Source organism: Polaromonas hydrogenivorans (assembly GCF_040105105.1).
GTDB lineage: Bacteria > Pseudomonadota > Gammaproteobacteria > Burkholderiales > Burkholderiaceae_C > Polaromonas > Polaromonas hydrogenivorans.
The window spans coordinates 161,573-187,040 of record NZ_CP157675.1 but is presented as its reverse complement, the minus strand read 5'-3'; the positions used below and the strand labels follow the sequence as shown (position 1 = coordinate 187,040).

The following is a 25,468-nucleotide window of genomic DNA, read 5'->3' as shown; positions in this document are numbered from 1 at the left end:
CTCCGTTGGTATTTAAGAAATTCCGCGCATTTCCTGGCCCTTCAAAAGGCCGGAATCACGACTCGGCGGTGAAACCGATTTGCTTGATGAGGCGTTGCCACTGCGCGACATCGGCCTGGAGCAAATCGGCCAGCGCGTCGGCGGATGATGAGGTGACGGCCAGCCCGAACCGTTGGCCATACGCAACCACATCCGGCTGCGACAGCACCGGCTGCAGGTAAGCCGATGCGCGGCGCGCGGTTGCTTCGCTGGCTTTTCCAGGCAGGAAAAAACCGTACCATTCCGTCACGGAAATCGGATAGCCAAACGAGCTGAAGGTCTGCACACCGGGAAGAAATGGCGAAGCGCCTTTGCTCGAAATCGCCAGCACGCGCAGTTTCTGGCTGGCAACGTAGGGCAAATAGTCGCCAATCGGCCCGCAAAAGGAACTGATCTGTCCGCCCAGCAAATCCTGCACCCCCGGCACCGAACCCCGGTACGGGATGTGCTGAAGCTCGACCCCGGAAAACTTGCCCAGCAAAATCCCGATCAGGTGCGGCATGGAGCCGCCCCCCGGGCTGCCAAAATTTGCGCGTTCCGGATTGGCTTTTGACCAGGCCAGAAAGTCCTTGAGCGTCTTCACGCTCTCGGGCACCCCCGGACCCACCGCCAGCCCATGATTGATATGAGCACCCAGCGCAACAGGCTTGACGTCGTTGACGCCGTACTGCAGCCGGGGATAAGTCAATGGATAGATGGACAGCATGGACGATGGCGTGAGCAGCAAAACGCTTCCATCGGGGTTGCTGTCTCTCAGGGTGATGATGCCGACCTGGCCCGCCGCGCCCGGCTTGTTTTCAACCACCATGTTGGCGGCATAAGCGCCGCGCAGTTTGTCCGCCACGCGGCGCGCCAGCACATCAAGGGTGCCGCCGGGGGGAAATCCGGTCAGGATTCTGGCCAGTTCGGGCACCGCCTGCGCCCGGCTCATGAGCGGCAGGCCAGAAGCCATCGCCACTGGCAGGCTTGCGGCGGTTTGTAAGAATCGGCGGCGTTGAATCATGCTTGTCTCCTGATGGCTGTCAATGAAAAAATTATACGTTTGTACAATTAAATATACGACCGTATAAACCCTAGGGTTCGGCAGCGGTTTGAACGGTTTAAAACCGGTGGCGAATGCCCACGACCAATGAATTTCCCGAGGCCAGGCTGGCAAACCTGTCGTTCATGTAAAGGACATAGGCATCGGTACGCCTGGAAAAGTTGTAGTCGTAAGCCAGCGTCGTCGTCGTGCGTTTGGTGGTGCTGCCCACGCTGGGGGATTGACGGCTGTGCGCGGTCTGCAGCAGCAAGGCACCGGGTCCGACGGGCAGGCTGGCGCCCAGATGGACGGTACTGATCCTGTCGTCCACCACGCTCGCGTAGTCCCGCTTGTGGTTGAAGTAGCCGGCGCTCACGCGCGCGAAATCGAAGGCATAGGCGCCCGAGACCTGCACGCTGGTCTGCGATTGCAGCGCTGCGGCCGCAGGGCCGGAAGGCGGCACCGCGCCAGCCCCGAACCTGTCAACGGCCAGTGCCAGGTTCAAGGGGCCGTTGGCGTAGAAGACGCTCAACTCCTTTCTGTTGCCAACGCCCGCCACCTCTCCCGGCGCATAGAGCGCGGAAACCGTGACGCCGCCCGCAGTCGGAGAGACGTAACCCAGCGCGTTGTTCCATGCGCTGTCGGTGGTGCCCAGCGCGCCGGTCAGGGTACGGCTGGCAGGCGGTGCGCCAGGGCTCAGGAATTGCGCGCCCTGTCCAATCGCATTGCGGAAGGTATGCAGGAAGACCGGGCTGAACGCGGCGGAATCGCCCAGCGAATTGGTTCGCAGCATGTTCAGAAAGCTGTTGGAGGTCTGGCGGCCCAGCCGAACGGTGCCCCAATCAGTCTTGAGGCCTGCAAAGGCCCGGCGGCCAAACAGCGGGTCGTTGTCAAACCGGCCGCCGGCCCCGGTGTCGGTCCGCAAAAACATGCCCAGCGCGAACTCGGCCTTCATGCCGCCGCCAAGGTCTTCCACACCATCGAAGTTGATTTGCGGCGTTGACAGCCCGCCGCTTTCCACGCGGTTTTGACGCGTTGCGCCACCAAGGTGCATGCTGCCGGCGTACGCGTCCACGGTGCCGCTGACGGTGACGCTGGTCTGTGCATGGGCTTGAGCGGCCAGCAAGGCGACTCCGAGGGTGGCAAGAACTGCTGCTTTTTTCATGATTTACCTTTTTTTGACGTGAGTTGACCCGCAGGACGGCATGAACCGTTCTGAAATTAATCGAAAGGGGGGGAGTTAAAGGCGCGCCGTGGCTAGGGCGGCTGGCCGTACCGGAAGGTTTTCATCGCCGTGACTGCGGCTAGTGGGCGGAGCGCGCAAAAACGCCGCGAATACCTGCCGTGATGAACTTCAGCAGCAATGCTTCTGCTTGCGGGTCGCAGGGCAGGAATTCGCCCCTGGACAGCACCTCGATACGCTTGTCGCCGACATGGTGCAGCAGCGAGCCCAGGGCAAACTGGTAGCAGCAGGCGGCGGCTCCCCGGCTTACACCCGGCAGCGCGGCGGTGAAGGCGTCAATGAACGCATGCGCCATGGGATTGAACAGGCTGCCAATCACGGCCTCGTCTTCCACCAGCTGTTCGTCCATGCCGCGCTGAATCAGGCGCAGGAAGTTTCGGCGTTGCGGATCGCGGGCCACTTCCAGCACCGGAGTGACAAAAGCCTCGACGATTTTTTCCAGCAACTGCCCGGGCGCCGCATTTTTCTGCGCCGAGGCCAAAAAGGCCAGGCGCTCCTGCACGTAACCGGCCCGCTGCCTGAAAATTTCGTGGTACAGATTGAGCTTGGGTCCGTAGTAGTAGCCGACCAGCGCAAACTGCACGCCCGCTTCATTGGCGATATCGCGAATCGATACGCCATGGAAACCGTGCAGGGCAAACAGTTGTTCCGCCGCCAGCAGAATGTCGCTCTTGCGGTCAGCCGAAGCTTCTGCGTTCGCGCGCCCTTTGGAAGGACGGGCCAGCGGGACAGCCTGGTCCAGTTTTTTCGAAGTTGTCATGGTTTCCCAAGGTTGATCTTGCAGGTGTCTAAATATACAAACGTATCATATATTTATACACTCGTATAAACCCTGAGAAAATCCGGCTTCACATCTGATCGGCGAGTTTAGAAAAGCGGGCTTTTGCCATCACGGCAAAGCCGCCGCATCATGGAGCGGCCAAAGGCGCCTGGTTCAGCGCAGCCCCTTGACATAGCGCGGCGAATTCGGCCTTGGCGCTCCGTCCACGCCCGGCTGGCTGTCGCCAAATGCACTGTCCCCGCCGGGAGCGGGAGGCGCTGGCGCCCTGGCGCTCAAGGCCCGGGCGCTGTGCGCTTTTGCAGCCTCCGACACCCGCTGGGCCAGCGGCCTGTACACCGGCGCATCCGGAAAAGCCATCGCCGCTTCAAGCCGGTCGGCCAGGATGCCCAGGTCGTCATGACCGCCCTCGGCCGCCTTTTGGTGGGCCAGGCGGATGACTTCAGCGGCGTAAACCGGGTTGCTGGCCATCCATTCGGTGTCGGTCACGCGGCCGGTCTTGCGGCGCAACAGCACATGCAGGTGAGCGGCAATCGCCAGTTTTTCATTGGAAGACATGCTCATGCTCAAGCTCCTTCAGGGTAAGCCAATCGGTCAGGTTCCCATGCGTTCGGCATGCTGGTCAATGTCCAGGCCGTCGATTTCCGCCGTCTCACTCACGCGCAGGCCGACGCACAAGGAAGTGATCCACAACAGAAGGCCCGTCATGACCAGGCTGTAGAGCATGACGCTTGCGGCGCCCACGAACTGGATCAGCACACTGCCCTCGACCCCGGAAATGGTCTTGCTGGCAAAGACGCCCGTGAGCAGCGAGCCCACGATGCCGCCGATGCCATGCACGCCGAATACATCCAGCGAATCGTCGGCGTTGAGCAGGCGCTTCAGGCCGGTGGCGCCCCAGTAGCAGGCGACCCCGGCGACCAGGCCAAAGACCACGGCCGACCCCGGCGACACGTAACCGGCCCCCGGCGTGATGGCGACCAGCCCGGCCACCAGGCCCGAGCACACGCCCAGCAGCGAAGGGCGACCGCGCGACAGCCATTCGGCCGCCATCCAGGACAGGGCGCCGGCGGACGCGGCAATGTGGGTCACCGTCATCGCCAGGCCGGCCCGCCCGTCGGCCGCCACGGCAGACCCGGCGTTGAAGCCGAACCAGCCGACCCACAGCATGCCCGCGCCGGCCATGGTCAGGCCCAGGTTGAAGGGCGAGAACGGCTCGGTGCCATAGCCCTTGCGCGGGCCGAGAGCGTAGGCGCAGACCAGCCCGGCAATGCCGGCGTTGATGTGCACGACCGACCCGCCGGCAAAATCCAGCGCGCCGAGGCGCGCCAGCCAGCCGTTGGGCTCCCAGACCCAGTGGGCAATCGGCGCATAGACCACGACCGTCCACAGCGCCATGAAGATCAAGGTGGCCGAAAAACGCATCCGCTCGACGAAGGCGCCGACCACCAGCGACGCCGTGATGATGGCAAAACTGAGCTGGAACATTGCATAGACCGATTCGGGAATGTTCGGCGCGATATGGCTGACCGCGACCTTTTGCGCGTCCTTGATGTAGTCGAATCCGGCAAACCAGAGCCGGTCCGTGCCGCCCAGAAGGTGGCCCAGCGCACCACTGCCGGGCGTGAAGGCAATCGAATAACCGACGGCAAACCACAGCAGGCTGACAATGGCGCAGGTGCCCACGACGCAGGCCATGACATTGAGCACGCTTTTGCGCCGCACCATGCCGCCGTAAAACAGGGCAATGCCGGGCAGCGTCATCAGCAGCACCAACGCGGTCGAGGTCATCATCCAGGCCGTGTCCGCACCATTGAGGGTCTCGGCGCCCACCAGGCCCGGCTGCGTCAGCGCAGCCGGGGCCACGGGCATGACGGCATTGGCCACGCTCGCATCATTCAGCGGCGCCGAAACCGGAACCGCAGGGGCCGCCAGTGCGGCCGGCGGGGCGCCAGCGGGCGCCTGGGCGCGGGCCTGCTGGGTAACCAGGCCCATCCACAGCCAGAAGAACAAACTCACTGCGATCCATCTCATTGCATGCATGCGGGGCCTGCCTTTTTAAAATACTTTCAGTTGGTAACAAAAAGCATGATCTGTGCCGGATTGTCGAATACGCTACAAATCCTGAAAAGTCAGGCGACACGGCCTCCCGTCGCACAGCCACAGGCGGGCAAAATCTGCATCCATGCGGTTTTTTAACCAGATCAACTCCTGGGGATTTCCCCATCCACGGGAAATCCCTGATGCACTGTCTCAGTGCGCAAGTTATATTCAAGGACTTGCTATCGAGCCTTGCTGCTCGCATTGCGGGGAGACGAGGAGACACTTTAGAAGTAAAAAACAGCGGGCATGGCACAAGAGGCCTGCTCGGAAAAAGCGCCGGCAACCCCGGCGCTTTTTTTTGCCTGCCGCTCTTTATTTATGGATAAAAAATGGCTTCTGCGCTTGTTCAGCGGCCGTTTATAGCTATAAATAAGATAGCAAAAAATAGAATCAACGAATGCGACAATCGCGGCCATGGAATTGTTGCTTGTTTCTATCGCCTCGCTGCTGGCCGGTTTTGTGGACTCCATCGTGGGCGGCGGCGGCCTGATTTTGGTGCCGGCCCTGTTTGCCGTCTTTCCCACCACCCACCCGGCCACCCTGTTTGGCATCAACAAGGGCGCTTCGGTCTGGGGCACGGCGGTGGCGACCACGCAGTACGCCCGCCGTGTCCAGCTGCGCTGGTCAGCGCTGCTGCCTGCCGCTGCCGCCGGGTTTTTCGGTTCGCTGGCGGGTGCCTGGCTGGTCACGGTCATCGACCCCGGCTTCCTGCGCAAGGCCCTGCCCTTTGTACTGCTGGCGGTGCTGGCCTATACGCTGGCGAAAAAAGACCTGGGCCGCCACCACACGCCGCGCTTTACCGGGCGCACCGAAACTGGGATAGCCTGCTGCATCGGCCTGGTGATTGGTTTTTACGACGGTTTTTTCGGCCCCGGCACCGGCAGTTTCCTGGTGTTTTTGTTTGTCCGCTGGCTGGGCTACGATTTCTTGAACGCATCGGCTTCGGCCAAGCTGCTCAACACCGCGACCAACCTGGCGGCCCTGGGCCTGTTTGCCTACAAGGGACATGTCTGGTGGCATTTCGCGCTCACCATGGCCGTGGCCAACGTGGCCGGCAGCCTGCTGGGCACGCGCCTGGCGCTCAAGCATGGCGCAGGCTTTGTGCGGCTGGTGTTCATCGGAGTGGTCAGCGCGCTGATCCTGAAAACCGGCTTTGACGCGTTCCTGAAATAAGCGGGGCTAATTGGGCTGGGTCGCCAGCGGAATGGCCGGCGGGGTTTTCCGGGGCGGGGGATTCGCGGCAGCCTTGGCGGCCTTGTCCGCTTTTGCCGGCCGGAGAGCCTTGTCCTTGCCGCCACGGCTGGGAGGTTCGGCTTTTTGCGGCGCGGCAGACGTTGAGCCGCCGGGCGTATCGTCCACCAGCAGCGCATTCATCTCGGCAGCCAGGCGCGGCTTGCCAATCGGCGCGGCGGCCCGTCCGGCCTGCACCGCGAGCATGTCTTCTTCGCTCGGGTACTGGCCCATCAGCACATAGTCGAACACCCTGCGAGCAATCGGCGCTGCCACGCCGGCGCCCCAGCCGGCGTTTTCAACAATCACCGCCAGCGCGATTTTGGGGTTGTCGGCCGGCGCAAACGCCATGTAAACCGCATGGTCGCGCTGGTGCTCTTCCATCCGCGACTTGTTGTACCTGTCCTTCTGGCCTATCGTCACCGCCTGGGCCGTGCCGGTCTTGCCGCCGGACAGATACTGCGCCCCGGCAAACACCTTGGTCGAGGTGCCGCCCTGCGTCACCCCGACCAGCGCCTTGCGGACAATGGCCACGTTCTCGGGCTTGTAGCCCAGATCGACCGGCGGGTCGGCGGGCAGCGGGTGCAGGGCGCGCGTCACCGTGTCCTGCGTGCCCATCACCAGGCGCGGCTTGTGCCTGAGCCCGTTGTTGGCCAGCGTGGCCGTGGCCTGCGCCAGCTGCAGCATGGTGAAGCTGTTGTAGCCCTGGCCGATGCCCAGCGAGATGGTTTCGCCGGCAAACCACTTCTGCTGCTCGACGCGCTTGAAATAGCCGCGTTTCCAGGCCTGGCTGGGCAGCACGCCGCGCACTTCGCCATTGATGTCGATGCCGGTGATCTGGCCAAAACCCAGCGGCGCCATGAAGTCGTGGATCGCATCGACGCCCAGTTCATTGGCCAGCGAATAAAAATACACGTTGCTCGACTCGACAATCGCGCGGTTCATGTCCATGGCGCCGCCGCGCTCGTTCTCGGGGCTGCCGAAGCGGTGGCCGCCGAACATGTAAAAGCCCGGGTCGTTGATGATGGCGCCCGGCGAACGCGCGCCCGTCTGCAGCGCGGCCATGGCCATGAAGGGCTTGTAGGTCGAGCCCGGCGGGTAGGTGCCGCGCAGCGCCCGGTTGAGCAACGGCTTGTCGATGGACTCGTTGAGCGCCTGCCAGCTTTCCTGGTCGATGCCATCGACAAACAGGTTCGGATCGAAGGTCGGCTTGCTGACGAAGGCCAGCACCTCGCCGTTCCTCGGGTCCAGCGCCACCAGCGCGCCGCGCCGCGACCCGAACATGTCCTCGACCAGTTTTTGCAGGCCGATGTCCAGCGACAGCATGACGGTGTTGCCTGGCGTGGCCGGGCTGGTGGCGAGCTTGCGCATGGCGCGCCCGCCGGCCGAGGTTTCCATCTGCTCGACCCCGGTCTGGCCGTGCAGCTGCTGCTCGAAACTCTGCTCGACGCCGAGCTTGCCGATGTAGTCGGTGCCGCGGTAATTGCCTTCCTCCTCGCGCTCCTCGATGGCGTCTTTCTCGGTCTGGTTGATGCGGCCGATGTAGCCCACGACGTGGCTGCCCAGCTCGCCATAGGGGTAGCTGCGAAACAGCCGGGCCTTGATGTCCACGCCCGGAAAGGCAAAGCGCCGGGCCGCGAACCGGGCCACTTCCTCGTCGCTCAGACGCGTTCGCAGCGGGATCGACTCGAAGCTTTTCGACTCCTCGCGCAGGCGCTTGAAGCGCCGCTTGTCCCGGGGCTGGATATCGACCAGCTGTTCCAGCGCGGCAATGGTTTCGTCCAGGTTCTCGACCTTGGACGGGGTGATTTCCAGCGTGTAGGCCGAGTAGTTGGACGCCAGCACGATGCCGTTGCGGTCCAGGATCAGGCCGCGGTTGGGGACGATGGGGACAATCGCCGTGCGGTTGCTCTCGGCCTGCGCGCGCAGGTCTTCGTGGCGATAGACCTGCAGGTACACCAGCCGCGACGCCACCAGCGAAAAGCAGAGAAACACCACCAAGCCGGCCACCAGCACACGGGTGCGAAAGCGTGACAGGTCGGCTTCAACATTTCTGAGTTCAGTCATGGCGATGGGACTCGGCGCAGGGCAAAAAGTGCCGGGGAGGAATGCATTTGATCAGTGGGTGACGGCCGCAGCGCCGGGCCGCCCCAAGCAAGGCCAGCCCCCTCGGGGGGCAGCGCAGTACACGCAGTGACAAGCGTGGGGGCCATATGTTTAGAGTGGGCGGTTCTCATCCCGGTCGGGCGTGCGCAGCTGCGGCACCAGCAGCAGCACGCTGGCCACCGGCCACAGCAGCGCCTCCAGCAGCGGCGCCGCGAGCACGATCCAGCCCGGAAAGACGCCGCCGCCCAGCAGCCGAAGGATGATTTCAACGCCATGCGCCGCGGCAAACAGGGGCAGCACCTGCAAAGCCTGCAGCGGCACCGTGAACCACAGCAGCCGGCGCTGGATCATGGCCGCGAAAAAACTCAGCATCGTGTAGGAAAAGGCATGCTGCCCGAGCAGCGAGGTCTGGTGCACATCTATCGCCAGGCCGAACATGAAGGCAATGCCGATGCCGACTTTGAGCGGCTGGTGCACGCTCCAGAACACCAGCACCAGCGCCAGAAATTCGGGCATCCAGGGGATGCGCCCCAGCGGCAGCATGTCGAGCAGCAAGGCCGCGATCAGGGTGAACCAGATGAACACCGGACTGGCGGGCAGCAGCAGTTGCTGGCCGGAACGCATGATCATTTGGCGCTTCCCCTTTTGGCGGGCACGACCGGCGCGGCGACTGGCGGGCGCAGCGCCACGTCGGAGGTGACCGGCTTGACCACGATGACATGGCGCGCGCCGGCGGTCAGCGCTTCCGGCACGCAGTAGATCTTAGAAAAAGCCGATTCGGCGCGGTGCTCGATCCGGCTGACCCGGGCCACCGGCAGGCCGGGCGGATAGACGCCATCGACGCCGCTGGTGGTCAGCAGGTCGCCCTGCTGCACGTCCGCATTGCTGCCCATGAAGCGCAGTTCCATCCCGCTGCCGCCCAGGGTCGGGTCGCCATAGGCCACGCTGCGCGCGCCGGTGCGCACATTGAGCACCGGAATGGCCAGCTCCCGGTCCACCACCAGCGTGACTTCGCTGACCAGCGGATGCACGCGCGTGACCTGCCCGAGCACGCCGGACTCATCGAGCACCGGCGAACCCAGATCGACCTTGTGCGCCTGCCCCTTGTCGATGATGACCTTGCGGGTGTAGGAATCGGCCGCGTCGTAGAGCACCTCGGCCGCCATGACGGGCGTGGTGATTTGCTCTTTCAGCTCCAGCAGCTTGCGCAGGCGGTTGTTTTCCTGCATCAGTTCCTCGACCTGGCCGGCGCGCAGCGACTGCAGCGCGAGCTTTTTACGGGCTTCCGCGCTCTCGGACTGGGCCTGGCTCAGGCTGGTGAAATACTCGCTGGCGCCCTGCACCGCATGCACCGGCTGCACGGCCAGCCACTGCACCGGGTACAGCGCGGTCGCAATCACGGCGCGGATCGGCTGGGTGACGTTGAAGCGCGCATCGGCCACCATCAGGAACAGCGACAGCGCGCCGAAGAAAACCAGCTTGGAATAGACCGACGGCCCCTGGTTGAAAAAGGGCGGCAGGGATCTGTCGAGAGTTCCTAGAGCCATGGTGCGTTGTCAAGCCGGTCTGGTGTCATGCTGCAGGTGTACAGCATCAAACTGACTTGAGGAATGGCGTGGTGGAAAAACTTATTCCGTGGTGAAGATCGAGCCCATGCGGTCCATGCGCTCCAGCGCAATGCCGCAGCCGCGCACCACGCAGGTCAGCGGGTCTTCGGCGACCAGCACCGGCAGGCCGGTTTCCTCGGCCAGCAGGCGGTCCAGGTCGCGCAGCAGCGCGCCGCCGCCGGTCAGCATCATGCCGCGGTCGGAAATGTCGGCGCCCAGTTCGGGCGGCGTCTGCTCCAGCGCGTTCTTGACGGCCGAGACGATCTGGTTCAGCGGGTCGGTCAGGGCTTCGAGGATTTCATTGCTTGAAATCGTGAAGCTGCGCGGCACGCCTTCGGACAGGTTGCGGCCCTTGACTTCCATTTCCTTGACTTCGGAGCCCGGAAAGGCCGAACCGATGGTCTTTTTGATGACTTCGGCCGTCGGCTCGCCGATCAGCATGCCGTAGTTGCGGCGGATGTAGTTGATGATGGCCTCGTCAAAACGGTCGCCGCCGACGCGCACGCTGCCCTTGTAAACCATGCCGCCCAGCGAGATCACGCCGACTTCGGTCGTGCCGCCGCCGATATCGACGACCATCGAGCCGCTGGCCTCGGACACCGGCAGGCCGGCGCCCAGGGCGGCGGCCATCGGCTCTTCAATCAGATAGACGGCGGCGGCGCCGGCAGCCTCGGCCGCGTCCTTGATGGCGCGGCGCTCGACCTGGGTGGAGCCGCAGGGCACGCAGATGATGATGCGCGGGCTCGGCGTGAGCAGGCGGCGCGGATGCACCATCTTGATGAACTGCTTGATCATCTGCTCGGTGATGACGAAGTCGGCGATCACGCCGTCCTTCATCGGGCGAATCGCCTCGATGTTGCCGGGCACCTTGCCCAGCATCGCCTTGGCTTCGCGGCCGACGGCCTGAATCACCTTTTTTCCGTGGGGGCCGCCTTCGTGGCGAATCGCAACCACCGAGGGCTCGTCCAGCACAATGCCCTTGTCGCGCGCAAAAATCAGGGTGTTGGCGGTGCCCAGATCAATCGCCAGGTCGGTGGAAAAGTACCGACGGAATGCTTCAAACATGTTCAGGAATCCAGTTGGGGCATGCGCAGACTTCGTTGCAGCATCGCCTTTTATTATTAATCAGTAACCGAGGGAGGATGGACGAGACCAGGCTGCATAACCGGCCTGAAGCTGTTAACAAGCGCCTAAAGGGAGTATCAGGCCTTGATTTCACGCCAAAGGCGGGATAATACCGCATCCCTGTGAAATCAGCGGTCTACAATGCCCGTTTTTTAGGCGTTACAACTGGTTTCAGCCCGTTTTTCATGCCGTTTTCCCGGCCCATTTTCCTTCTTCCGCATCACCTCACAACTCCTATGGCATTGACATTTAAAGACATTGAGCGCGTGGCCAATCTGGCGCGGCTCGAACTCAGGCCTGACGAAACCGAGCACACGCTGAGCCAGTTGAACGGTTTTTTTGCGCTGGTCGAGCAGATGCAGGCGGTCAACACCGACGGCGTCGAGCCGCTGGCGCACCCGGCGGCGCTGCTGGGCGAAGTCGCCCTGCGCCTGCGCGAGGACATTGCCAGCGAACCCAACCAGCGCGAGGCCAGCCAGGCCAGCGCACCGGCCGTCGAGCGCGGTCTGTTTCTTGTGCCGAAAGTGATCGAATGAGCACCCCTTCCCTGACCCCGTCACATCTCGACCTGCACGACCTCGGCGTGGCAACGCTGGCCGCCAAACTGGCCGCCGGCGACATCTCCAGCGTCGAAGTCACCCAGCATTTCCTGAACCGCATCGGGCAGCACGCCGGCCTGGGTGCCTTCCTGGCGCTTGACGCCGACGTGTCGCTGGCGCAGGCCCGCGCCGCCGATGCGCGCCTGGCCGCCGGCGAACGCACGCCCCTGCTGGGCGTGCCGCTGGCGCACAAGGACGTGTTCGTCACGCGCGACTTCCCCACCACCGCCGGCTCGAAGATGCTGGAGCACTACCGCAGCCCGTTTGACGCGACCGTGGTCAGCCGGCTGGGCGTTGGCCCAGGTGGCGCCGGCATGGTCACGCTGGGCAAGCTCAACTGCGACGAGTTCGCCATGGGTTCGGGTAATGAAAACAGCGCCTATCAAAAGGTGCAAAACCCGTGGGACACCAGCCGCGTTCCGGGCGGCTCCTCGGGCGGCTCGGCGGCGGCGGTGGCGGCGCGGCTCGTTCCTGCAGCGACCGGCACCGACACCGGCGGCTCGATTCGCCAGCCCGCATCGCTGACCGGCATCACCGGCATCAAGCCGACCTACGGCCGCTGCTCGCGCTACGGCATGGTGGCGTTTGCCTCCAGCCTGGACCAGGCCGGCCCGATGGCGCGCAGCGCGCTCGACTGCGCGCTGCTGCTCTCTAGCATGGCCGGGCCTGATCCCGACCGCGATTCGACCTCGCTGGACATGCCAGCCGTCGATTACGCTACTGATTTAATAGCTACTCATGCAGATGGGACAAGCGCAAAGCCCCTAAAAGGCTTGAAAATCGGCCTGCCAACGCAGTTTTTCGGCGCAGGCTGCGCGCCCGACGTGCTGGCCGCCGTGCGCGGCGCGCTCAGCGAGTTTGAAAAGCTCGGCGCCACGCTGGTCGATGTCAGCCTGCCGCTGACCGAGCTGTCGATTCCGGTCTATTACGTGATTGCCCCGGCCGAGGCCAGCAGCAACCTGAGCCGCTTCGACGGTGTGCGCTACGGCCACCGCGCGGCGCACTACACCGACCTGACCGACATGTACAAGAAGTCGCGCAGCGAAGGCTTTGGCGACGAAGCCACGCGCCGCATCATGATCGGCACCTACGTGCTGAGCCACGGCTACTACGACGCCTACTATTTGAAGGCGCAAAAGATCCGCCGCCTGATCGCACAGGATTTCCAGACCGCTTTTGCGCAATGCGACGTGATTGCCGGGCCGGTCTCGCCCACGGTGGCCTGGAAAATCGGCGAAAAGTCCGACGACCCGGTCGCCAGCTACCTGGCCGACATCTACACCCTGTCGTCCAGCCTGGCCGGCCTGCCCGGCATGAGTGTTCCGGCCGGCTTCGGCGCGGGCGGCATGCCGGTCGGCCTGCAGCTGATCGGCAACTATTTCAAGGAAGCGCAGTTGCTGGGCGCGGCGCACCAGTTCCAGCTGGCGACCGACTGGCACCAGAAAGCACCGGGAATTTCCGCATGAGCAAAACCACCAAATCCCTGCTGGTGCAAGGCTACGAAGTCGTCATCGGCTTTGAAACCCACACCCAGCTGACCACGCAATCGAAAATCTTCAGCCGCGCCTCGACCGCCTTTGGCGCCGAGCCCAACACCCAGGCGTCCGCCGTGGACTTCGCCCTGCCCGGCGCGCTGCCGGTGATGAACAAGGGCGCGGTGCAGCGCGCCATCGAGTTCGGCCTGGCCGTGAACGCGCACATTGCCGAAAAAAGCATCTTTGCGCGCAAGAACTACTTCTACCCCGACCTGCCCAAGGGCTACCAGATCAGCCAGTTCGAGATTCCTGTCGTGCAGGGCGGCGTGGTCGAATTCTTCCTGGACGGCGAGAAAAAATCGGTTCGGCTGGTGCGCGCCCACCTCGAAGAAGACGCGGGCAAGTCGCTGCACGAGGACTTCATCGGCCAGAGCGGCATCGACCTGAACCGCGCCGGCACGCCGCTGCTGGAAATCGTCACCGAACCCGACATGCGCTCGACCCTTGAAGCCGTGGCCTACGCCAAGGAGCTGCACAAGATCGTCACCTGGATCGGCATCTGCGACGGCAACATGCAGGAAGGCAGCTTTCGCTGCGACGCCAACGTGTCGGTGCGCAAGCCCGGCGCGCCGCTGGGCACGCGCCGCGAGATCAAGAACCTGAACAGCTTCAAGTTCATGCAGCAGGCCATGGACTACGAGGTGCGCTGGCAAATCGAACAGATCGAGGACGGCCATGAAATCCAGCAGGCGACCGTGCTGTTCGACCCGGACACCGGCGAGACGCGCAGCATGCGCAGCAAGGAAGACGCGGCCGACTACCGCTATTTCCCCGACCCGGATTTGCCGCCGCTGGTGATTGGCCGGGACTGGGTGGAAAAGACCCGCTCGGAAATGTCGGAACTGCCGCGCGTGATGGCGGCGCGCTTCGTGGCTGACTACGGGTTGCCCGAATACGACGCCGGCCAGCTGACGCAAAGCAAGGCCACGGCAGCCTATTTCGAGGCCGTGGCGACCGCCAGCAAAAGCCCCAAGCTGGCCAGCAACTGGGTCATGGGCGAGCTGTCGCGCCGCCTGAACACGGAAGAAAAATCGATTGAGGCTTCTGCGGTCAGCGCGGTGCAACTGGCTGCGCTGATTGGCCGAATTGCCGACGGCACGATTGCCAACAACGCCGCCCGGCAGGTGTTCGACGCCTTGTGGACCGGCGAAGGCCTGGACGTGGACGCGCTGATCGAAGCCAAGGGCCTCAAGTCGATGAGCGACACCGGCGAACTCGAAACCATCATCGACGGCGTGCTGGCGGCCAATGCAAAAAACGTCGAGGAAGTCAAAGCCGGCAATGCCAAAGCCTTTAATGCGCTGGTCGGCCAGGCCATGAAGGCCACCAAGGGCAAGGCCAATCCGGCGCAGGTCAATGAGCTGCTGAAGAAAAAGCTGGGTTGAAGCCCTGGCGACAGATCGCTTGAATGCTATTAAAAATATAGCTTCAAACGCCCGATCCTATTGCGCAAGAAGCTGATTTGATTCAAAAAATCAGTTCTTGCCAATCTTGGTAGTGCTGGCGCCGGGATTCGCGGGCGGACTCACCATCACCCAGAGCTGCTTGAGCTTGGCCAGTTCTTCGTCAAAGCGCAGGTTGACGCGCTTTTTTTCCTGTTCCTGGTCGGCGATGAACTTTTGCTGCACCGCGACGCTGCCTTCGTTTTCTTCCAGCCTGCGCTTGAGCGATGCGGGTGCCTTGGACGTGTCCTTGGCATAAAACTCCAGTTCGCTGGCAATCGCCTTGCGCTGATCGGCCAGCTCGCCCCTGCGCTTGCTGGAGGCCTTGATGACCTCGTCGATCTGCAGCAGCGCCGCGACGCGTTCCTGGTCGTGCACCGCGCGTGTCGGGTAACGCAGCAGCAAGGCCCGGTCGCGGCGCTTGTCTTCGGCTTCGCGCGCGCGAATCTCGGCGGCCTGCCTGTCCTTTTCATCCTGCGCGGCCTGCTCGTGCGCCGTGAGCGAAGGGCCGAGCTGGCGCTTGACCAGGCCGTTGCGTGACAGCTCGCGCTGCGTGCGGTCGCTGCATTCGGGAATCGGGCGATCGGCGGTGATGGTCCGGCCTCGTGCATCCACGCAGGAATAGATGTCCTGGGCAGCGGCGCCGCCGCACAGCAAGGCCAGACCGGCAAGGCCCAAGGGGATGAGTGAAGGCAAGCGCAATTTGTTTTTTTCAGTTGACGCCGTAGCGTTCGCGGTAGGCCAGAACGGACTGGTAATGGTCTTTCAGATGCTGTCCGTCAAGAACCTCCGCGCTTGATGGGCTGCTGCTTTGCACAGACAGATACTGCAGCAGGTCGCTCAGGCGCGCAATGGCGCATACCTTTAGACCGAGCTGCCGCGTGACATATTGCACGGCGCTGTGGTTGACATCAATGCCGTTTTCCGTCGCCTTTTCCTGCCGGTCCAGCGCAATGGCCACGGCGTGCGGCGTGGCGCCGGCGGCCTGGATCAGCGCAATCGACTCGCGCACGGCCGTGCCGGCGGACATCACGTCATCGACGATCAGCACCCGCCCCTTGAGCGGTGCGCCGACCAGCGTGCCGCCCTCGCCGTGGTCCTTGGCTTCCTTGCGGTTGTAGGCAAACGGCAGGTTGCGCCCCAGCCGGGCCAGCTCGATGGCCACGGCGGCGGCCAGCGGAATGCCCTTGTAGGCCGGGCCGAAGATCATGTCGAACGCCAGGCCGCTGCGCTGCTCCTCGGCGAGCAGCGCGCGCGCATAAAATTGCGCCAGCCGGCCCAGCTTGGCGCCGTCGTCAAACAGGCCGGCATTGAAAAAGTAGGGGCTCATGCGGCCGGCCTTGGTCTTGAACTGGCCAAAGCGCAGCACCCCCGATTCAACCGCGAACTGCACGAATTCCTGTGCCAGGCTGCCCTCGGGTGGCATGGCCTCGCCTTGATTGCCTGTCTGCCCTGTCGTCGTATTCATTGAAAGTCCCATGTTCAAATTAACCAGTCTTAACCTCAACGGCATCCGTTCCGCCGCCAGCAAGGGCCTGCAGGAATGGGTTGCCCAATCCATGCCGGATTGTATTTGCGTGCAGGAGCTGAAGGCCCAGGCCGCTGACCTGAGCGGGCGCTTCGAAGCCATTGCCGAACACAAGGGCTACTTTCAGTTTGCCGAGAAAAAAGGCTATTCGGGCGTCGGCATCTACACCCGCCACGAGCCCAGCGACGTGATCGTCGGCTACGGCTCGACCGAGTTCGATGCCGAAGGCCGCTATGTCGAGCTGCGCTTTGACCGCCCCGGCCGCCGGCACAGCCCGAAGCTGTCCATCATCAGCTGCTACTTCCCGAGCGGCTCGTCGGGCGAGGAGCGCCAGGCGGCCAAGTTCCGTTTCCTGGCCGAACTCTATCCGCACCTGGCGGCGCTGAAACGCTGCGGCGGCGACAACCGTGAATTCGTGCTGTGCGGCGACATCAACATCGCGCACCAGGAAATCGACCTGAAAAACTTCAAGGGCAACAAGAAGAACAGCGGCTTTTTGCCCGAAGAACGCGCCTGGATGACCGAGTTGCTGCAGGGTGATGTAGCCCCCACGCTCCCCACTGCGTGTGGTTCGCTGCCCCCCGAGGGGGCCGCTGCGCCTGCGGCCCGGCAAAGCCGGTTCCGCGGCCCTGACTTGCAAGGAGCTTCTGCAGCCCTCCCCGTCACGCCTGCCCAAGCCAGTCCGGCACAGGGCGGCGGCATGGTCGATGTGTACCGCCGGCTGCATCCCGCCACCACCGATGAGGCCTACACCTGGTGGAGCAACCGGGGCCAGGCTTATGCCAAGAACGTCGGCTGGCGGCTGGACTACCACCTGGCGACGCCCGGCTTTGGCGCCACCGCCCATTCGGCGTCGATTCACAAGGCGCAGCGCTTCAGCGACCACGCGCCCCTGACGATTGAGTACGACTGGGCGCTGTGAACGGCAGGCGCGGCCGTTCATGCTGGCGCCAGATGCGGCAGATCGGGAGCGGCAGGGGCCAGGGTGACGAAGACCGATGTGCCCTCGCCCACGGTCGATTCCAGCCAGATGCGCCCATGGTGCCGGGCAACGATTCGCTCGCAGGTCGTCAGTCCGATGCCGGTTCCGCTGAATTCGCTCAGCGTGTGAAAGCGCTGAAAGGGCTTGAAGATCTGTTCGCTGTTGCCGGCGTCAAAGCCCACGCCATTGTCCCTGACACAAAAAGTCGCTTCGGGCGCCGCACCCTCCAGGCATAGCTGAACGCAGGCATCGTCGCGCTTGCCCGTGAACTTCCAGGCGTTGCCCAGCAAATTGGTCAGCAGCGGCCGCACCAGGCCCGGGTCTGCGCGCACCTGCAGCGATGCAGGCGACTCGAAGCGGACCTGGCGATGGGGCTCCTGCTCGCGCAGCTCTTCCAGGATTTCATGCGCCAGGGGAACAAGGTCGATGTCCTCGATGACCAGCACGGTCTTGGACACGCGCGACAGGGCCAGCAGGTCATTGACCAGGCTGGCCATTTGCCGGGCCGAACGCCCGATTCGGGTGATCAGCCGGACACCGTCTTCCTTGAGCGTATCGGCATGGCGGTTGTGAAGAATCTGGGAGAAACCGATCACCGACACCAGCGGCGCCTTCAAATCGTGGGCGATGGTTCTCGCAAACGCGTCGAGTTCGGCATTGACACGCACCAGTTCAGCGGTTCGCTGCGTGACCAGCCTTTCGAGTTCAACATGCGTTCCAGCGCGCAGGGCCTCGTGTTCCTTGGCCGCCGTGATGTCTTCGAGAATGCCGCCCATCATCGTCACCAGCCCCTCGGCATCGACGATGAGCCGCTTGCGGTCCGAAACCCATTTGATCTCGCCCGACGTGGCACGAATCCGGTACTCGCAACTCGCTTCGCCCTCGGTCATCAGTTCCACACTGGACGCTTTTGCAATGTGCGCATCATCGGGATGGACGACCTGGAGCCAAAGGTCCGGATTGGCCTGCATCGCCTCGGGCGCAAAACCATAGACGCGCTCCAGCGCCGGACTGATATAGAGCATGGTCCGGCCGTCGGCCGAGGCGATCCACAGGATGCTGGCCAGACTTTGGTGGAGTTGCCGAAACTGCGCTTCCTGGCGCTCAAGGGCATGCTTGGACAGGACATCGGCCGTGACGTCGATGGCCATCACCATTTCCGCCTTGCGCTGCATGAACTCAACCGCATGCGCCGTCAGGTGGACAAAAACCACTTCACCGGAGCGCTTGCAGTGCCGCACCACGCCGATGTCGCGGTGCCGGTCCTGCGGGCTGTGCATAAGCGCATGCAGGCGTGAAATGTCCTCTTCCGGGCAGATATCGGCCAGGTTCATCGCCAGCATCGCTTCACGCGAATACCCGTAGTAGCGGGTGGCCGCATCATTCACGGCGATGAATTCAAGGGTGTCACGGTCATAGACCCACATGGGCTTGGGATGCTGCAGGAACAGGTCCCGTACCTGCAGTTCCGTGGCCTCGGCGCGGCTGACGGCATTCCAGAGCCGCCGGTAGCCCGCGTTGACCAGGAAAATCAGTCCCACGGAGGTCACCCCAACATAGAAAAATCCCTTGTAGCGCTGTGCCATTGCCAGCCATGCGGGGTCGGTGGAAATGGACGACACAGCCGCATCCGAGACAATGATCCACAACAATCCAAGCACCGCGTAGAGCACGCCGGTTCCCAGCGCGAACCGTGAACCATCCGTTTTCAGGATTGCTTTCAAATTTTGAGGCATTGCAATCCAGTAGAGTTGTTGGAACAACATTCCATCTACAGGATGGCAGCCGATGTCAAGGCTTGCGCGCGTCGTCTTTATGAGCCATCCAGGATGTAACAAGAAACCAGCCTCCGCGAGGCTTTTGCAGCAGCGCGGAGACCGGCTCGATTATTCCAGATCACACAAAGTGACGTTACTTGTTTCAAGATGTACTTGGCTTTTGATGGAGTACAGGCTTCAGGCAAGCTGTTTTTGCCCGTTTCACACTCACTCCACGCATTTGGTGCGAAAAATAATTTCGCCGTCTCCAAGCCCGTCAGAACTGCGCCATGCGCACGCGGCGCGCGGCTTCCTCGGCGCTGGCGTCGTCAATCTCGCGCAGCACGCCGCCGACATCGACCGGCCCGGTCTTGCGCCTGAAATGGCCGGTCAGCACCGTCTCTGGATACAGCACGCCGCGCTGGTACAGGTCCCACATCTCGTTGCCGTAGTCGATGGTCAAGAGGTCGGGCGCGAAACGGCCAAAGAAGTTGCGCAGGTTGGCCACGTCGCGCAGCAGCATGCGGCTGGCGTGGTTGTTGCCGGCCGCGTCCACCGCCTGCGGCAGGTCGATGATGACCGGGCCGTCTTCGGCCAGCAGGATGTTGAATTCGGACAGGTCGCCGTGAACGATGCCGGCGCACAGCATGCGAATCACCTCGGTGATCAGCGTGGCGTGGTGCCGGCGCGCCTGCTCGGGCGTGAAATCGACGTCGTTCAGGCGCGGGGCCGCGTCGCCGTGCGCGTCGGTCACCAGTTCCATCAGCAGCACGCCGTCGCAAAAATTGTGCGGCTGGGGCACGCGCACCCCGGCGTCGGCCAGCCGGTAGAGCGCATCGACCTCGGCGCTCTGCCAGGCGGCTTCGCTGGCCTGCCGGCCGAATTTCGTGCCCTTGGCCATGGCCCGGGCCTGCCGGGTGTTCTTGACCTTGCGGTTCTCGGTGTAATCGACCGCCTGGCGAAAGCTGCGCTGGTCGGCCTCCTTGTAGATTTTGGCGCAGCGCGTTTCGTCGCCACAGCGCACGACGTACACCATCGCTTCCTTGCCGCTCATCAGCTGGCGAACCACGGTATCGATCAGGCCCTCTTCAACGAGGGATTGCAGTCTTGGAGGTGCTTTCATGAACGCCATTGTGCCCCGCAACCGCCCCAGCCCGGCAGCCGCGCATACCCTTACTAGACGACTGGTCTAATTTTGGCGCTAGAATCGCGTCCCATGAGCAATGAACACACCGATGTCAAACAGCACATCCTCGACACCGGACGCAGCATCATCCTGGGCAAGGGCTTTTCGGCCGTGGGCCTGAACGAAATCCTGTCCACCGCCCAGGTGCCCAAGGGCTCGTTCTACCACTACTTCAAATCCAAGGAAGCGTTTGGCGAGGCGCTGGTGGACGGCTATGTGGCCGACTACCTGGCGCAGGTTGACCGGCTGCTTCAGCCCGACGGCGCCCCGGCCGCAGAGCGTTTGATGCGCTACTGGCGCAGCTGGATGACGCCCGCAGACAGCCAGAGCGCCGAATGCAACTGCCTGGTCGTGAAACTGAGCGGCGAGGTGTCGGACATGTCCGAGGCGATGCGCGCGGCCTTGCTGCGCGGCACCAATTTGATCATCGAGCGGCTGGGCAACTGCATTGCGCAAGGCCTGGCCGACGGCTCGCTGACCGGAACCCTCGATGCGCAGCACACGGCGCTGACACTGTACGAGTTGTGGCTGGGCGCGGCCCTGCTGACCAAGGTCAGGCGCGAGCGCAGCGCACTGGATGCGGCCATGGCGGCGACCTGCAGCCTGCTGAAGCTGCCGCAGCCCGTGAGCGCCTGACGCAGTTTCTGCGTTTCACCCTTTCCCTTCCTCCCCGCCCTTGCCGGCGGATTTTTTTAACCCAGCCATTAGCCGACTGGTCTATTCACAACACCGTCACTTTCAACTCTGTTTTACCCAAAGGAACTCCATGCTGAACAAACTGCTTTCCCCCTTGAAGATCGGCCAAAAAACCCTGCCCAACCGCGTCGTCATGGCGCCGCTGACCCGCTCGCGGGCCAGCCAGCCGGGCGATGTGCCGAATGATCTGAACGTGGAGTACTACACCCAGCGCGCCAGCGCCGGCCTGATCGTCACCGAAGCCACGCAGATTTCCCGCCAGGGCCAGGGTTACGCGCTGACGCCCGGCATCTACACCGACGCGCAGGAAGCCGGCTGGAAAAAAGTGGTGCAGGCGGTGCACGCCCAGGGCGGCCATATCGCGCTGCAGCTCTGGCATGTCGGCCGCATCTCGCATTCGCTGCTGCAGGAAAACGGCGCGGCGCCGGTGGCGCCTTCGGCGCTGGTTGCCAAAGGCGCCCAGTGCTTCGTGATCCAGCCCGACGGCACGCCCGCCAACGTGCCCACCGAAACGCCGCGCGCGCTGGCGCTTGAGGAGCTGCCCGGCATCGTGGAGCAATACCGCCAGGCAGCCGTGCGCGGCAAGCGGGCCGGCTTTGACTTCCTGGAGCTGCATGCGGCCAACGGCTATTTGCTGCACCAGTTCTTGTCCACCAACAGCAACCAGCGCCTTGACGGCTACGGCGGCAGCCTGGAAAACCGCGCCCGCCTGACGCTCGAAGCGCTGGACGCGCTGATCGACGAAGCGGGCGCCGCGCAGGTCGGCGTGCGCCTGTCGCCGCATTTCGCCGGGCACGACATGGCCGATGCCGAAGCCGAAGCCAGCGCGCTGTACCTGGCCAAAGCCTTCAGCGAGCGCGGCATTGCCTACCTGCACATCGCCGAACCCGACTGGGCCGGCGGCCCGGAACTGAGCGATGCCTTCCGCGAGCAGCTGCGTCTGGCATTCAACGGTGCCCTGATCTTTTGCGGCGGCTACACGGCGGCCGATGCGCAGGCGCTGATTGCGCAGGGCATCGCCGACGTCGTGGCGTTTGGCCGGCCGTTCATCGCCAATGCCGACCTGGTGGAGCGTTTCCGCCAGGGCGCCGAACTCAATACCCCGGACCGCGCGACGTTTTACGGCGGCGGTGCGCATGGCTACACCGATTACCCGACACTGGCCCTGCAGCCGGCATGAGGCGCGGGCGCTTTCAGCACGCTATTAAAAAAATAGCTGCTTGCGCCCGTGGTGCTTGCGCAAAAGCACTTTTTGATTGATAAACAGGGGCTGGACAGCGGTTTTTCCGATTGACGCCTGTCCGGCCCATCAACCCACCCGCACAACGAGGAAGCCATGGCCTACCAAAGCACCAACCCCTACGACGGAAAAGTCCTGCAGACCTTCGAGCAGATCAGCGATGCGCAGCTCGAAGAAAAGCTAACGCAGGCCGCCAGCTGCTTTGAAAGCGACTGGCGCCACAAGAGCTTCGCCGAGCGCGCGGCGGTGCTGGCGCGCGCGGCTACCCTGCTGCGCGAACGCTCGCAGGCATTCGCCGAACTCATCACGCTGGAGATGGGCAAGCTGATCGCCCAGAGCCTGGGCGAAGTCGCGCTGAGCGCCGCCATCCTCGACTACTACGCCGAGAACGCCGAGCGCTTTCTGGCGCCCGAAAAGCTGTCCACCCCGCGCGGCGAGGCGCTGGTTGAAAGCAGCCCCATCGGCGTGCTGTTCGGCGTCGAGCCGTGGAACTACCCCTACTACCAGATCGCCCGCTTTGCCGCGCCCAACCTGATGGCCGGCAACGTGGTGATGGTCAAGCATGCCTCCAGCGTGCCGCAGTGCGCGCAGGCCTTCGAGCGGCTGATGATTGACGCCGGCGCGCCGGCGGGCGCCTACACCAACCTGTTCATCTCCAAGGAGCAGGTTGCGCAAGTCATCGACGACGCGCGCATCCGCGCCGTGGCGCTGACCGGCAGCGAAGCGGCCGGCGCCGTGGTGGCCGCGCGCGCCGGGCAGAACCTGAAGAAAACGACCATGGAACTCGGCGGCAGCGACGCCTTCATCGTGCTCGACGATGCCGACCTCGACAAGGCGGTCAAAAGCGCCGTCAGCGGGCGCATGGGAAATTCGGGCCAGGCCTGCACCGCGTCCAAGCGCATCATCGTGGTCGATAGCATGGCCGACCGCTTCCTGGAAAAATTCCAGGCGGCGCTGGAAAATTTCCAGCCCGGCGACCCGATGGACAAGCAGACCACGCTGGCGCCGCTGTCGTCCGCTGACGCACTCAAGAACCTGCTCGGCCAGGTCGAAGGCGCGGTGGCCGGCGGCGCGCGCGTGCTGACCGGCGGCGGGCGCATAGCCGGCCAGGCCGGCGCGTTCATGCAGCCGACCATCCTGACCGACATCGACAAGGGCAACCCGGCCTACATGCAGGAGTTCTTCGGCCCGGTCGCGCTGTTCTTCCGGGTCGCCGACGAGGATGCCGCCGTGGCGCTGGCCAACGACTCGCCGTTCGGCCTGGGCGGCTCGGTGTTCACGCAGGACATCGAGCGCGGCAAGCGGCTGGCGCGGCGCATCGACACCGGCATGGTGTTCATCAATTCGGGCGCTTCGTCGTCGCCCGAGCTGCCGTTCGGCGGCGTGAAGAATTCGGGCTACGGCCGCGAACTCTCTGGCGCGGGCATCCAGGAATTCGTCAACAAGAAGCTGATCCGGGTGAGCTGAGCGCTGGCGCTATCAAAAATAGAGCTGTCCGCGCATGCCAGCCGTGGGCGGAATGGATATTTCACGCACCATCTGGAAAAATCACCGGCCAGCAAGCCGGATCGCCGGCCAGCAGGTCCAGGTTGCCGCGCGACGGCGCCCCGCACGGCCGCGCATCGAGCACATGCGCCACGGTGGCGGCGGCTGGCGAAAAATAGGCGGTCACTTCGCAGTGCAGGCGACCTGCGGATTGATGGCGCGTGAACACCGCCATCTCCAGCGGCCGCCCGGCCAGCACAAACAAAGGCTCGAAGGCATCGCGGGCCTGGTTGCTCAGGCTGTAGGCCCAGACCCCATCGCCCAGCGGCTTTGAAAACCAGGGTGCGCTCATGAACGCGCGCCCTGCGGATGGCGAGAAAAAGTCAAACCTGCGCAATGCAGTTGCAAACCGGACAGGAGCTTGTATTTCATAGATCCCTTTCGACAGGGGCATATCATGCGCCACCCGTGCGACGGTTCGCCAGCCCGGCCCGGCGGCAGGGCTAGGCGGACGGGTTGGCGGCCCGTCCGAGCGCGGCCACCAGGTCGGACTGGGTGATCATGCCGACCAGGCGCTGGCCCTCGCCAATGATCGGAATGTGGTGATGGCCGCTGCTGCCGAACAGCGGCAGCAGCTCCACCAGGCGCCGCTGCTCGCCGGCCACCCGGACGTTGCGCGTCATGATCTGGCCGACCACCTCGGGCTTGCTGGAATAGCTGCTGCGCGTGGTGCGCACCAGCTTGCGCAGCTTGTCGTCGAAGCCTTCATAGACATCGAGTTCGGCGGCGCGCATGAAATCGGCCAGCGTGATGATGCCGGCGATGCGAAAGGTGCGGTCCACCACCGGCAGGGCCTTGATGCGGCGCTCGCGCAGCAGCGCCCAGGCGTCCTGCAGCGGCGTTCCGAACTCGACCGTGACCAGGTCGCGCGACATGATGTCGGCGCAGCGCACATCGGCCAGCTTGCGGTCGTAGGCGCGCAGCCGGGTTTCGGCCAGCAGCGCCTTGAGGTCACCCTGGCTCACGTCCAGCACCTGGTTATAGCGCGCCAGCACGGCGTCCAGGTCGGCGTCCAGCAGCCGGTCTTCGCCTGAAACCGCCGCGCGCTCCGGCGGCAGCTGCCGGTGCGGGTAGGGCCGGCGCGTGGCATTGTTGTAGAGGATGCCGGCCAGCACCAGCAGGATGGAATTGAGCATCACCGGATACGCCGCGAACGACGGCTCCTTGATGCCGCCCAGCACCATCATCAGCGCCGTCGCGCCGCCGGGCGGATGCAGGCAGCGCAGCGCCAGCATCAGGGAAATCGCCGTGGCCACGGCCAGCGCGGCAGCCAGTTCCGGCGAGGCCAGCAGGTGCACGCCGTGCACGCCGGCAATGCCGGTCAGCGCCGACAGGGTGTTGCCGCCGACCACCGCCCAGGGCTGCGCCATCGGGCTGGCCGGCAGGGCGAACACCAGCACCGCGCTGGCGCCCAGCGGCGCGATCAGCCAGGGCAGGCGCTGCAGCGCCGCGCCGCCGATCAGGTGGCACAGCAGTCCGGTCAGGAAAATGCCGATCAGCGCGCCCAGCACCAGGCGCAGCCGTTCACGCGTGTTGATGCGGGTGCGCGCGGGCCTGAAAGCCTGCCACCATGCCGGGCTGAAGAAATCCGGAAGCCGGGATGAAAGGTGGGAAGGAAGGTTCATGAACGCGCTGCCTGCGGCTCAGGCAGGTGCGGCATGCCGCAGGCGGTGACTGGCGCGGCATGGCAAGGCAAGGGCCTGTCG

General features: G+C 63.9%; 24 protein-coding genes. 8 read left to right on the top strand and 16 right to left on the bottom strand.

The window, feature by feature from the left end; translation table 11 throughout:
• Positions 1-55: 55 nt before the first annotated feature.
• From ABLV49_RS00910 to ABLV49_RS00885, 6 genes are all read right to left on the bottom strand, one after another.
• Positions 56-1,042, bottom strand: coding sequence for a tripartite tricarboxylate transporter substrate-binding protein (locus tag ABLV49_RS00910; protein ID WP_349279794.1), 987 nt, complete (start codon positions 1,040-1,042; stop codon positions 56-58).
• A 97-nt stretch (positions 1,043-1,139) separates the two neighbouring features.
• Complete coding sequence (locus ABLV49_RS00905) at positions 1,140-2,225, bottom strand: porin (RefSeq protein ID WP_349279793.1); 1,086 nt, start codon at positions 2,223-2,225, stop codon at positions 1,140-1,142.
• A 139-nt stretch (positions 2,226-2,364) separates the two neighbouring features.
• A complete protein-coding gene (locus ABLV49_RS00900) occupies positions 2,365-3,063 on the bottom strand; it encodes a TetR/AcrR family transcriptional regulator (RefSeq protein WP_349279792.1) in 699 nt (232 codons plus the stop codon).
• Positions 3,064-3,237: 174 nt separating this feature from the next.
• Positions 3,238-3,645, bottom strand: a complete 408-nt coding sequence (locus ABLV49_RS00895) for a hypothetical protein (RefSeq protein WP_349279790.1) — start codon at positions 3,643-3,645, stop codon at positions 3,238-3,240.
• A gap of 30 nt (positions 3,646-3,675) precedes the next feature.
• A complete protein-coding gene (locus ABLV49_RS00890) occupies positions 3,676-5,124 on the bottom strand; it encodes an ammonium transporter (protein ID WP_415838117.1) in 1,449 nt (482 codons plus the stop codon).
• A 284-nt stretch (positions 5,125-5,408) separates the two neighbouring features.
• A complete protein-coding gene (locus ABLV49_RS00885) occupies positions 5,409-5,600 on the bottom strand; it encodes a hypothetical protein (RefSeq protein WP_349279789.1) in 192 nt (63 codons plus the stop codon).
• Here ABLV49_RS00885 and ABLV49_RS00880 point away from each other — a divergent pair.
• Positions 5,599-6,357 carry a sulfite exporter TauE/SafE family protein gene (locus ABLV49_RS00880; RefSeq protein WP_349279787.1) on the top strand — a complete coding sequence of 253 codons (759 nt, stop codon included), beginning with the start codon at positions 5,599-5,601 and terminating at the stop codon, positions 6,355-6,357. The genes ABLV49_RS00885 and ABLV49_RS00880 overlap by 2 nt on opposite strands.
• 6 nt (positions 6,358-6,363) lie before the next feature.
• Here the strand turns inward: ABLV49_RS00880 and mrdA are convergent, their stop codons facing one another.
• From mrdA to ABLV49_RS00860, 4 genes are all read right to left on the bottom strand, one after another.
• Complete coding sequence (gene mrdA, locus ABLV49_RS00875) at positions 6,364-8,481, bottom strand: penicillin-binding protein 2 (RefSeq protein WP_349279785.1); 2,118 nt, start codon at positions 8,479-8,481, stop codon at positions 6,364-6,366.
• A gap of 150 nt (positions 8,482-8,631) precedes the next feature.
• Positions 8,632-9,150: a rod shape-determining protein MreD gene (gene mreD, locus ABLV49_RS00870; RefSeq protein ID WP_349279783.1), complete on the bottom strand. Its 519-nt coding sequence runs from the start codon at positions 9,148-9,150 to the stop codon at positions 8,632-8,634.
• Positions 9,147-10,067 (bottom strand): rod shape-determining protein MreC, encoded by a 921-nt coding sequence (gene mreC, locus ABLV49_RS00865; RefSeq protein WP_349279781.1) that lies wholly within the window; start codon positions 10,065-10,067, stop codon positions 9,147-9,149. The genes mreD and mreC overlap by 4 nt, the downstream gene beginning before the upstream one ends.
• Positions 10,068-10,148: 81 nt before the next feature.
• A complete protein-coding gene (locus tag ABLV49_RS00860) occupies positions 10,149-11,192 on the bottom strand; it encodes a rod shape-determining protein (protein WP_041376439.1) in 1,044 nt (347 codons plus the stop codon).
• Between the two features lie 296 nt (positions 11,193-11,488).
• On the opposite strand from ABLV49_RS00860, the gene gatC reads away from it, so the two are divergent.
• From gatC to gatB, 3 genes are read left to right on the top strand one after another with little or no spacing between them, the layout of a single operon-like run.
• Positions 11,489-11,788 carry an Asp-tRNA(Asn)/Glu-tRNA(Gln) amidotransferase subunit GatC gene (gatC, locus tag ABLV49_RS00855; protein ID WP_011799607.1) on the top strand — a complete coding sequence of 100 codons (300 nt, stop codon included), beginning with the start codon at positions 11,489-11,491 and terminating at the stop codon, positions 11,786-11,788.
• A complete protein-coding gene (gatA, locus tag ABLV49_RS00850; protein ID WP_349279778.1) occupies positions 11,785-13,317 on the top strand; it encodes an Asp-tRNA(Asn)/Glu-tRNA(Gln) amidotransferase subunit GatA in 1,533 nt (510 codons plus the stop codon). The genes gatC and gatA overlap by 4 nt, the downstream gene beginning before the upstream one ends.
• Complete coding sequence (gatB, locus tag ABLV49_RS00845) at positions 13,314-14,771, top strand: Asp-tRNA(Asn)/Glu-tRNA(Gln) amidotransferase subunit GatB (protein ID WP_349279776.1); 1,458 nt, start codon at positions 13,314-13,316, stop codon at positions 14,769-14,771. Before gatA ends, gatB begins: the two co-directional genes overlap by 4 nt.
• A gap of 90 nt (positions 14,772-14,861) precedes the next feature.
• Here gatB and ABLV49_RS00840 read toward each other — a convergent pair whose 3' ends face one another.
• Both ABLV49_RS00840 and pyrE read right to left on the bottom strand, forming a co-directional pair.
• Complete coding sequence (locus ABLV49_RS00840; RefSeq protein ID WP_349279775.1) at positions 14,862-15,524, bottom strand: DUF4124 domain-containing protein; 663 nt, start codon at positions 15,522-15,524, stop codon at positions 14,862-14,864.
• 16 nt (positions 15,525-15,540) lie between these two features.
• Entirely contained in the window at positions 15,541-16,296 is a 756-nt protein-coding gene (pyrE, locus tag ABLV49_RS00835) for an orotate phosphoribosyltransferase (RefSeq protein ID WP_415838118.1), read from the bottom strand.
• A 10-nt stretch (positions 16,297-16,306) separates the two neighbouring features.
• Here pyrE and ABLV49_RS00830 point away from each other — a divergent pair, with 10 nt between their 5' ends.
• Positions 16,307-17,278 (top strand): exodeoxyribonuclease III, encoded by a 972-nt coding sequence (locus ABLV49_RS00830; protein ID WP_349279773.1) that lies wholly within the window; start codon positions 16,307-16,309, stop codon positions 17,276-17,278.
• Between the two features lie 17 nt (positions 17,279-17,295).
• On the opposite strand, the gene ABLV49_RS00825 is transcribed toward ABLV49_RS00830, so the two are convergent.
• Positions 17,296-19,074 carry a sensor histidine kinase gene (locus ABLV49_RS00825; protein ID WP_349279771.1) on the bottom strand — a complete coding sequence of 593 codons (1,779 nt, stop codon included), beginning with the start codon at positions 19,072-19,074 and terminating at the stop codon, positions 17,296-17,298.
• A gap of 298 nt (positions 19,075-19,372) precedes the next feature.
• Positions 19,373-20,218 carry a PA4780 family RIO1-like protein kinase gene (locus ABLV49_RS00820; protein ID WP_349279770.1) on the bottom strand — a complete coding sequence of 282 codons (846 nt, stop codon included), beginning with the start codon at positions 20,216-20,218 and terminating at the stop codon, positions 19,373-19,375.
• Between the two features lie 93 nt (positions 20,219-20,311).
• On the opposite strand from ABLV49_RS00820, the gene ABLV49_RS00815 reads away from it, so the two are divergent.
• From ABLV49_RS00815 to ABLV49_RS00805, 3 genes are all read left to right on the top strand, one after another.
• A complete protein-coding gene (locus ABLV49_RS00815; protein ID WP_349279768.1) occupies positions 20,312-20,917 on the top strand; it encodes a TetR/AcrR family transcriptional regulator in 606 nt (201 codons plus the stop codon).
• Between the two features lie 130 nt (positions 20,918-21,047).
• A complete protein-coding gene (locus ABLV49_RS00810; protein ID WP_349279766.1) occupies positions 21,048-22,157 on the top strand; it encodes an alkene reductase in 1,110 nt (369 codons plus the stop codon).
• A 156-nt stretch (positions 22,158-22,313) separates the two neighbouring features.
• Complete coding sequence (locus ABLV49_RS00805; protein ID WP_349279764.1) at positions 22,314-23,684, top strand: NAD-dependent succinate-semialdehyde dehydrogenase; 1,371 nt, start codon at positions 22,314-22,316, stop codon at positions 23,682-23,684.
• Positions 23,685-23,745: 61 nt separating this feature from the next.
• Here the strand turns inward: ABLV49_RS00805 and ABLV49_RS00800 are convergent, their stop codons facing one another.
• Together ABLV49_RS00800 and ABLV49_RS00795 are read right to left on the bottom strand one after the other, a co-directional pair.
• A complete protein-coding gene (locus ABLV49_RS00800) occupies positions 23,746-24,054 on the bottom strand; it encodes a hypothetical protein (RefSeq protein ID WP_349279762.1) in 309 nt (102 codons plus the stop codon).
• A gap of 151 nt (positions 24,055-24,205) precedes the next feature.
• The gene (locus tag ABLV49_RS00795; RefSeq protein ID WP_349279760.1) at positions 24,206-25,387 is read right to left on the bottom strand and encodes an HPP family protein; all 1,182 of its coding nucleotides are present in this window, start codon (positions 25,385-25,387) and stop codon (positions 24,206-24,208) included.
• Positions 25,388-25,468: the final 81 nt, after the last annotated feature.

Coding starts and splice junctions, on each gene's coding strand:
- ABLV49_RS00800 (WP_349279762.1), bottom strand. CDS start 24,054: ATGAGCGCACCCTGGTTTTCAAAGCCGCTGGGCGATGGGGTCTGGGCC.
- ABLV49_RS00860 (WP_041376439.1), bottom strand. CDS start 11,192: ATGTTTGAAGCATTCCGTCGGTACTTTTCCACCGACCTGGCGATTGAT.
- ABLV49_RS00880 (WP_349279787.1), top strand. CDS start 5,599: ATGGAATTGTTGCTTGTTTCTATCGCCTCGCTGCTGGCCGGTTTTGTG.
- ABLV49_RS00810 (WP_349279766.1), top strand. CDS start 21,048: ATGCTGAACAAACTGCTTTCCCCCTTGAAGATCGGCCAAAAAACCCTG.
- gatC (WP_011799607.1), top strand. CDS start 11,489: ATGGCATTGACATTTAAAGACATTGAGCGCGTGGCCAATCTGGCGCGG.
- ABLV49_RS00885 (WP_349279789.1), bottom strand. CDS start 5,600: ATGGCCGCGATTGTCGCATTCGTTGATTCTATTTTTTGCTATCTTATT.
- ABLV49_RS00895 (WP_349279790.1), bottom strand. CDS start 3,645: ATGAGCATGTCTTCCAATGAAAAACTGGCGATTGCCGCTCACCTGCAT.
- ABLV49_RS00890 (WP_415838117.1), bottom strand. CDS start 5,124: ATGCATGCAATGAGATGGATCGCAGTGAGTTTGTTCTTCTGGCTGTGG.
- pyrE (WP_415838118.1), bottom strand. CDS start 16,296: ATGAATACGACGACAGGGCAGACAGGCAATCAAGGCGAGGCCATGCCA.
- ABLV49_RS00805 (WP_349279764.1), top strand. CDS start 22,314: ATGGCCTACCAAAGCACCAACCCCTACGACGGAAAAGTCCTGCAGACC.
- gatA (WP_349279778.1), top strand. CDS start 11,785: ATGAGCACCCCTTCCCTGACCCCGTCACATCTCGACCTGCACGACCTC.
- ABLV49_RS00900 (WP_349279792.1), bottom strand. CDS start 3,063: ATGACAACTTCGAAAAAACTGGACCAGGCTGTCCCGCTGGCCCGTCCT.
- mreC (WP_349279781.1), bottom strand. CDS start 10,067: ATGGCTCTAGGAACTCTCGACAGATCCCTGCCGCCCTTTTTCAACCAG.
- ABLV49_RS00825 (WP_349279771.1), bottom strand. CDS start 19,074: ATGCCTCAAAATTTGAAAGCAATCCTGAAAACGGATGGTTCACGGTTC.
- mrdA (WP_349279785.1), bottom strand. CDS start 8,481: ATGACTGAACTCAGAAATGTTGAAGCCGACCTGTCACGCTTTCGCACC.
- ABLV49_RS00910 (WP_349279794.1), bottom strand. CDS start 1,042: ATGATTCAACGCCGCCGATTCTTACAAACCGCCGCAAGCCTGCCAGTG.
- ABLV49_RS00815 (WP_349279768.1), top strand. CDS start 20,312: ATGAGCAATGAACACACCGATGTCAAACAGCACATCCTCGACACCGGA.
- ABLV49_RS00795 (WP_349279760.1), bottom strand. CDS start 25,387: ATGAACCTTCCTTCCCACCTTTCATCCCGGCTTCCGGATTTCTTCAGC.
- mreD (WP_349279783.1), bottom strand. CDS start 9,150: ATGATCATGCGTTCCGGCCAGCAACTGCTGCTGCCCGCCAGTCCGGTG.
- ABLV49_RS00820 (WP_349279770.1), bottom strand. CDS start 20,218: ATGAAAGCACCTCCAAGACTGCAATCCCTCGTTGAAGAGGGCCTGATC.
- ABLV49_RS00905 (WP_349279793.1), bottom strand. CDS start 2,225: ATGAAAAAAGCAGCAGTTCTTGCCACCCTCGGAGTCGCCTTGCTGGCC.
- ABLV49_RS00830 (WP_349279773.1), top strand. CDS start 16,307: ATGTTCAAATTAACCAGTCTTAACCTCAACGGCATCCGTTCCGCCGCC.
- gatB (WP_349279776.1), top strand. CDS start 13,314: ATGAGCAAAACCACCAAATCCCTGCTGGTGCAAGGCTACGAAGTCGTC.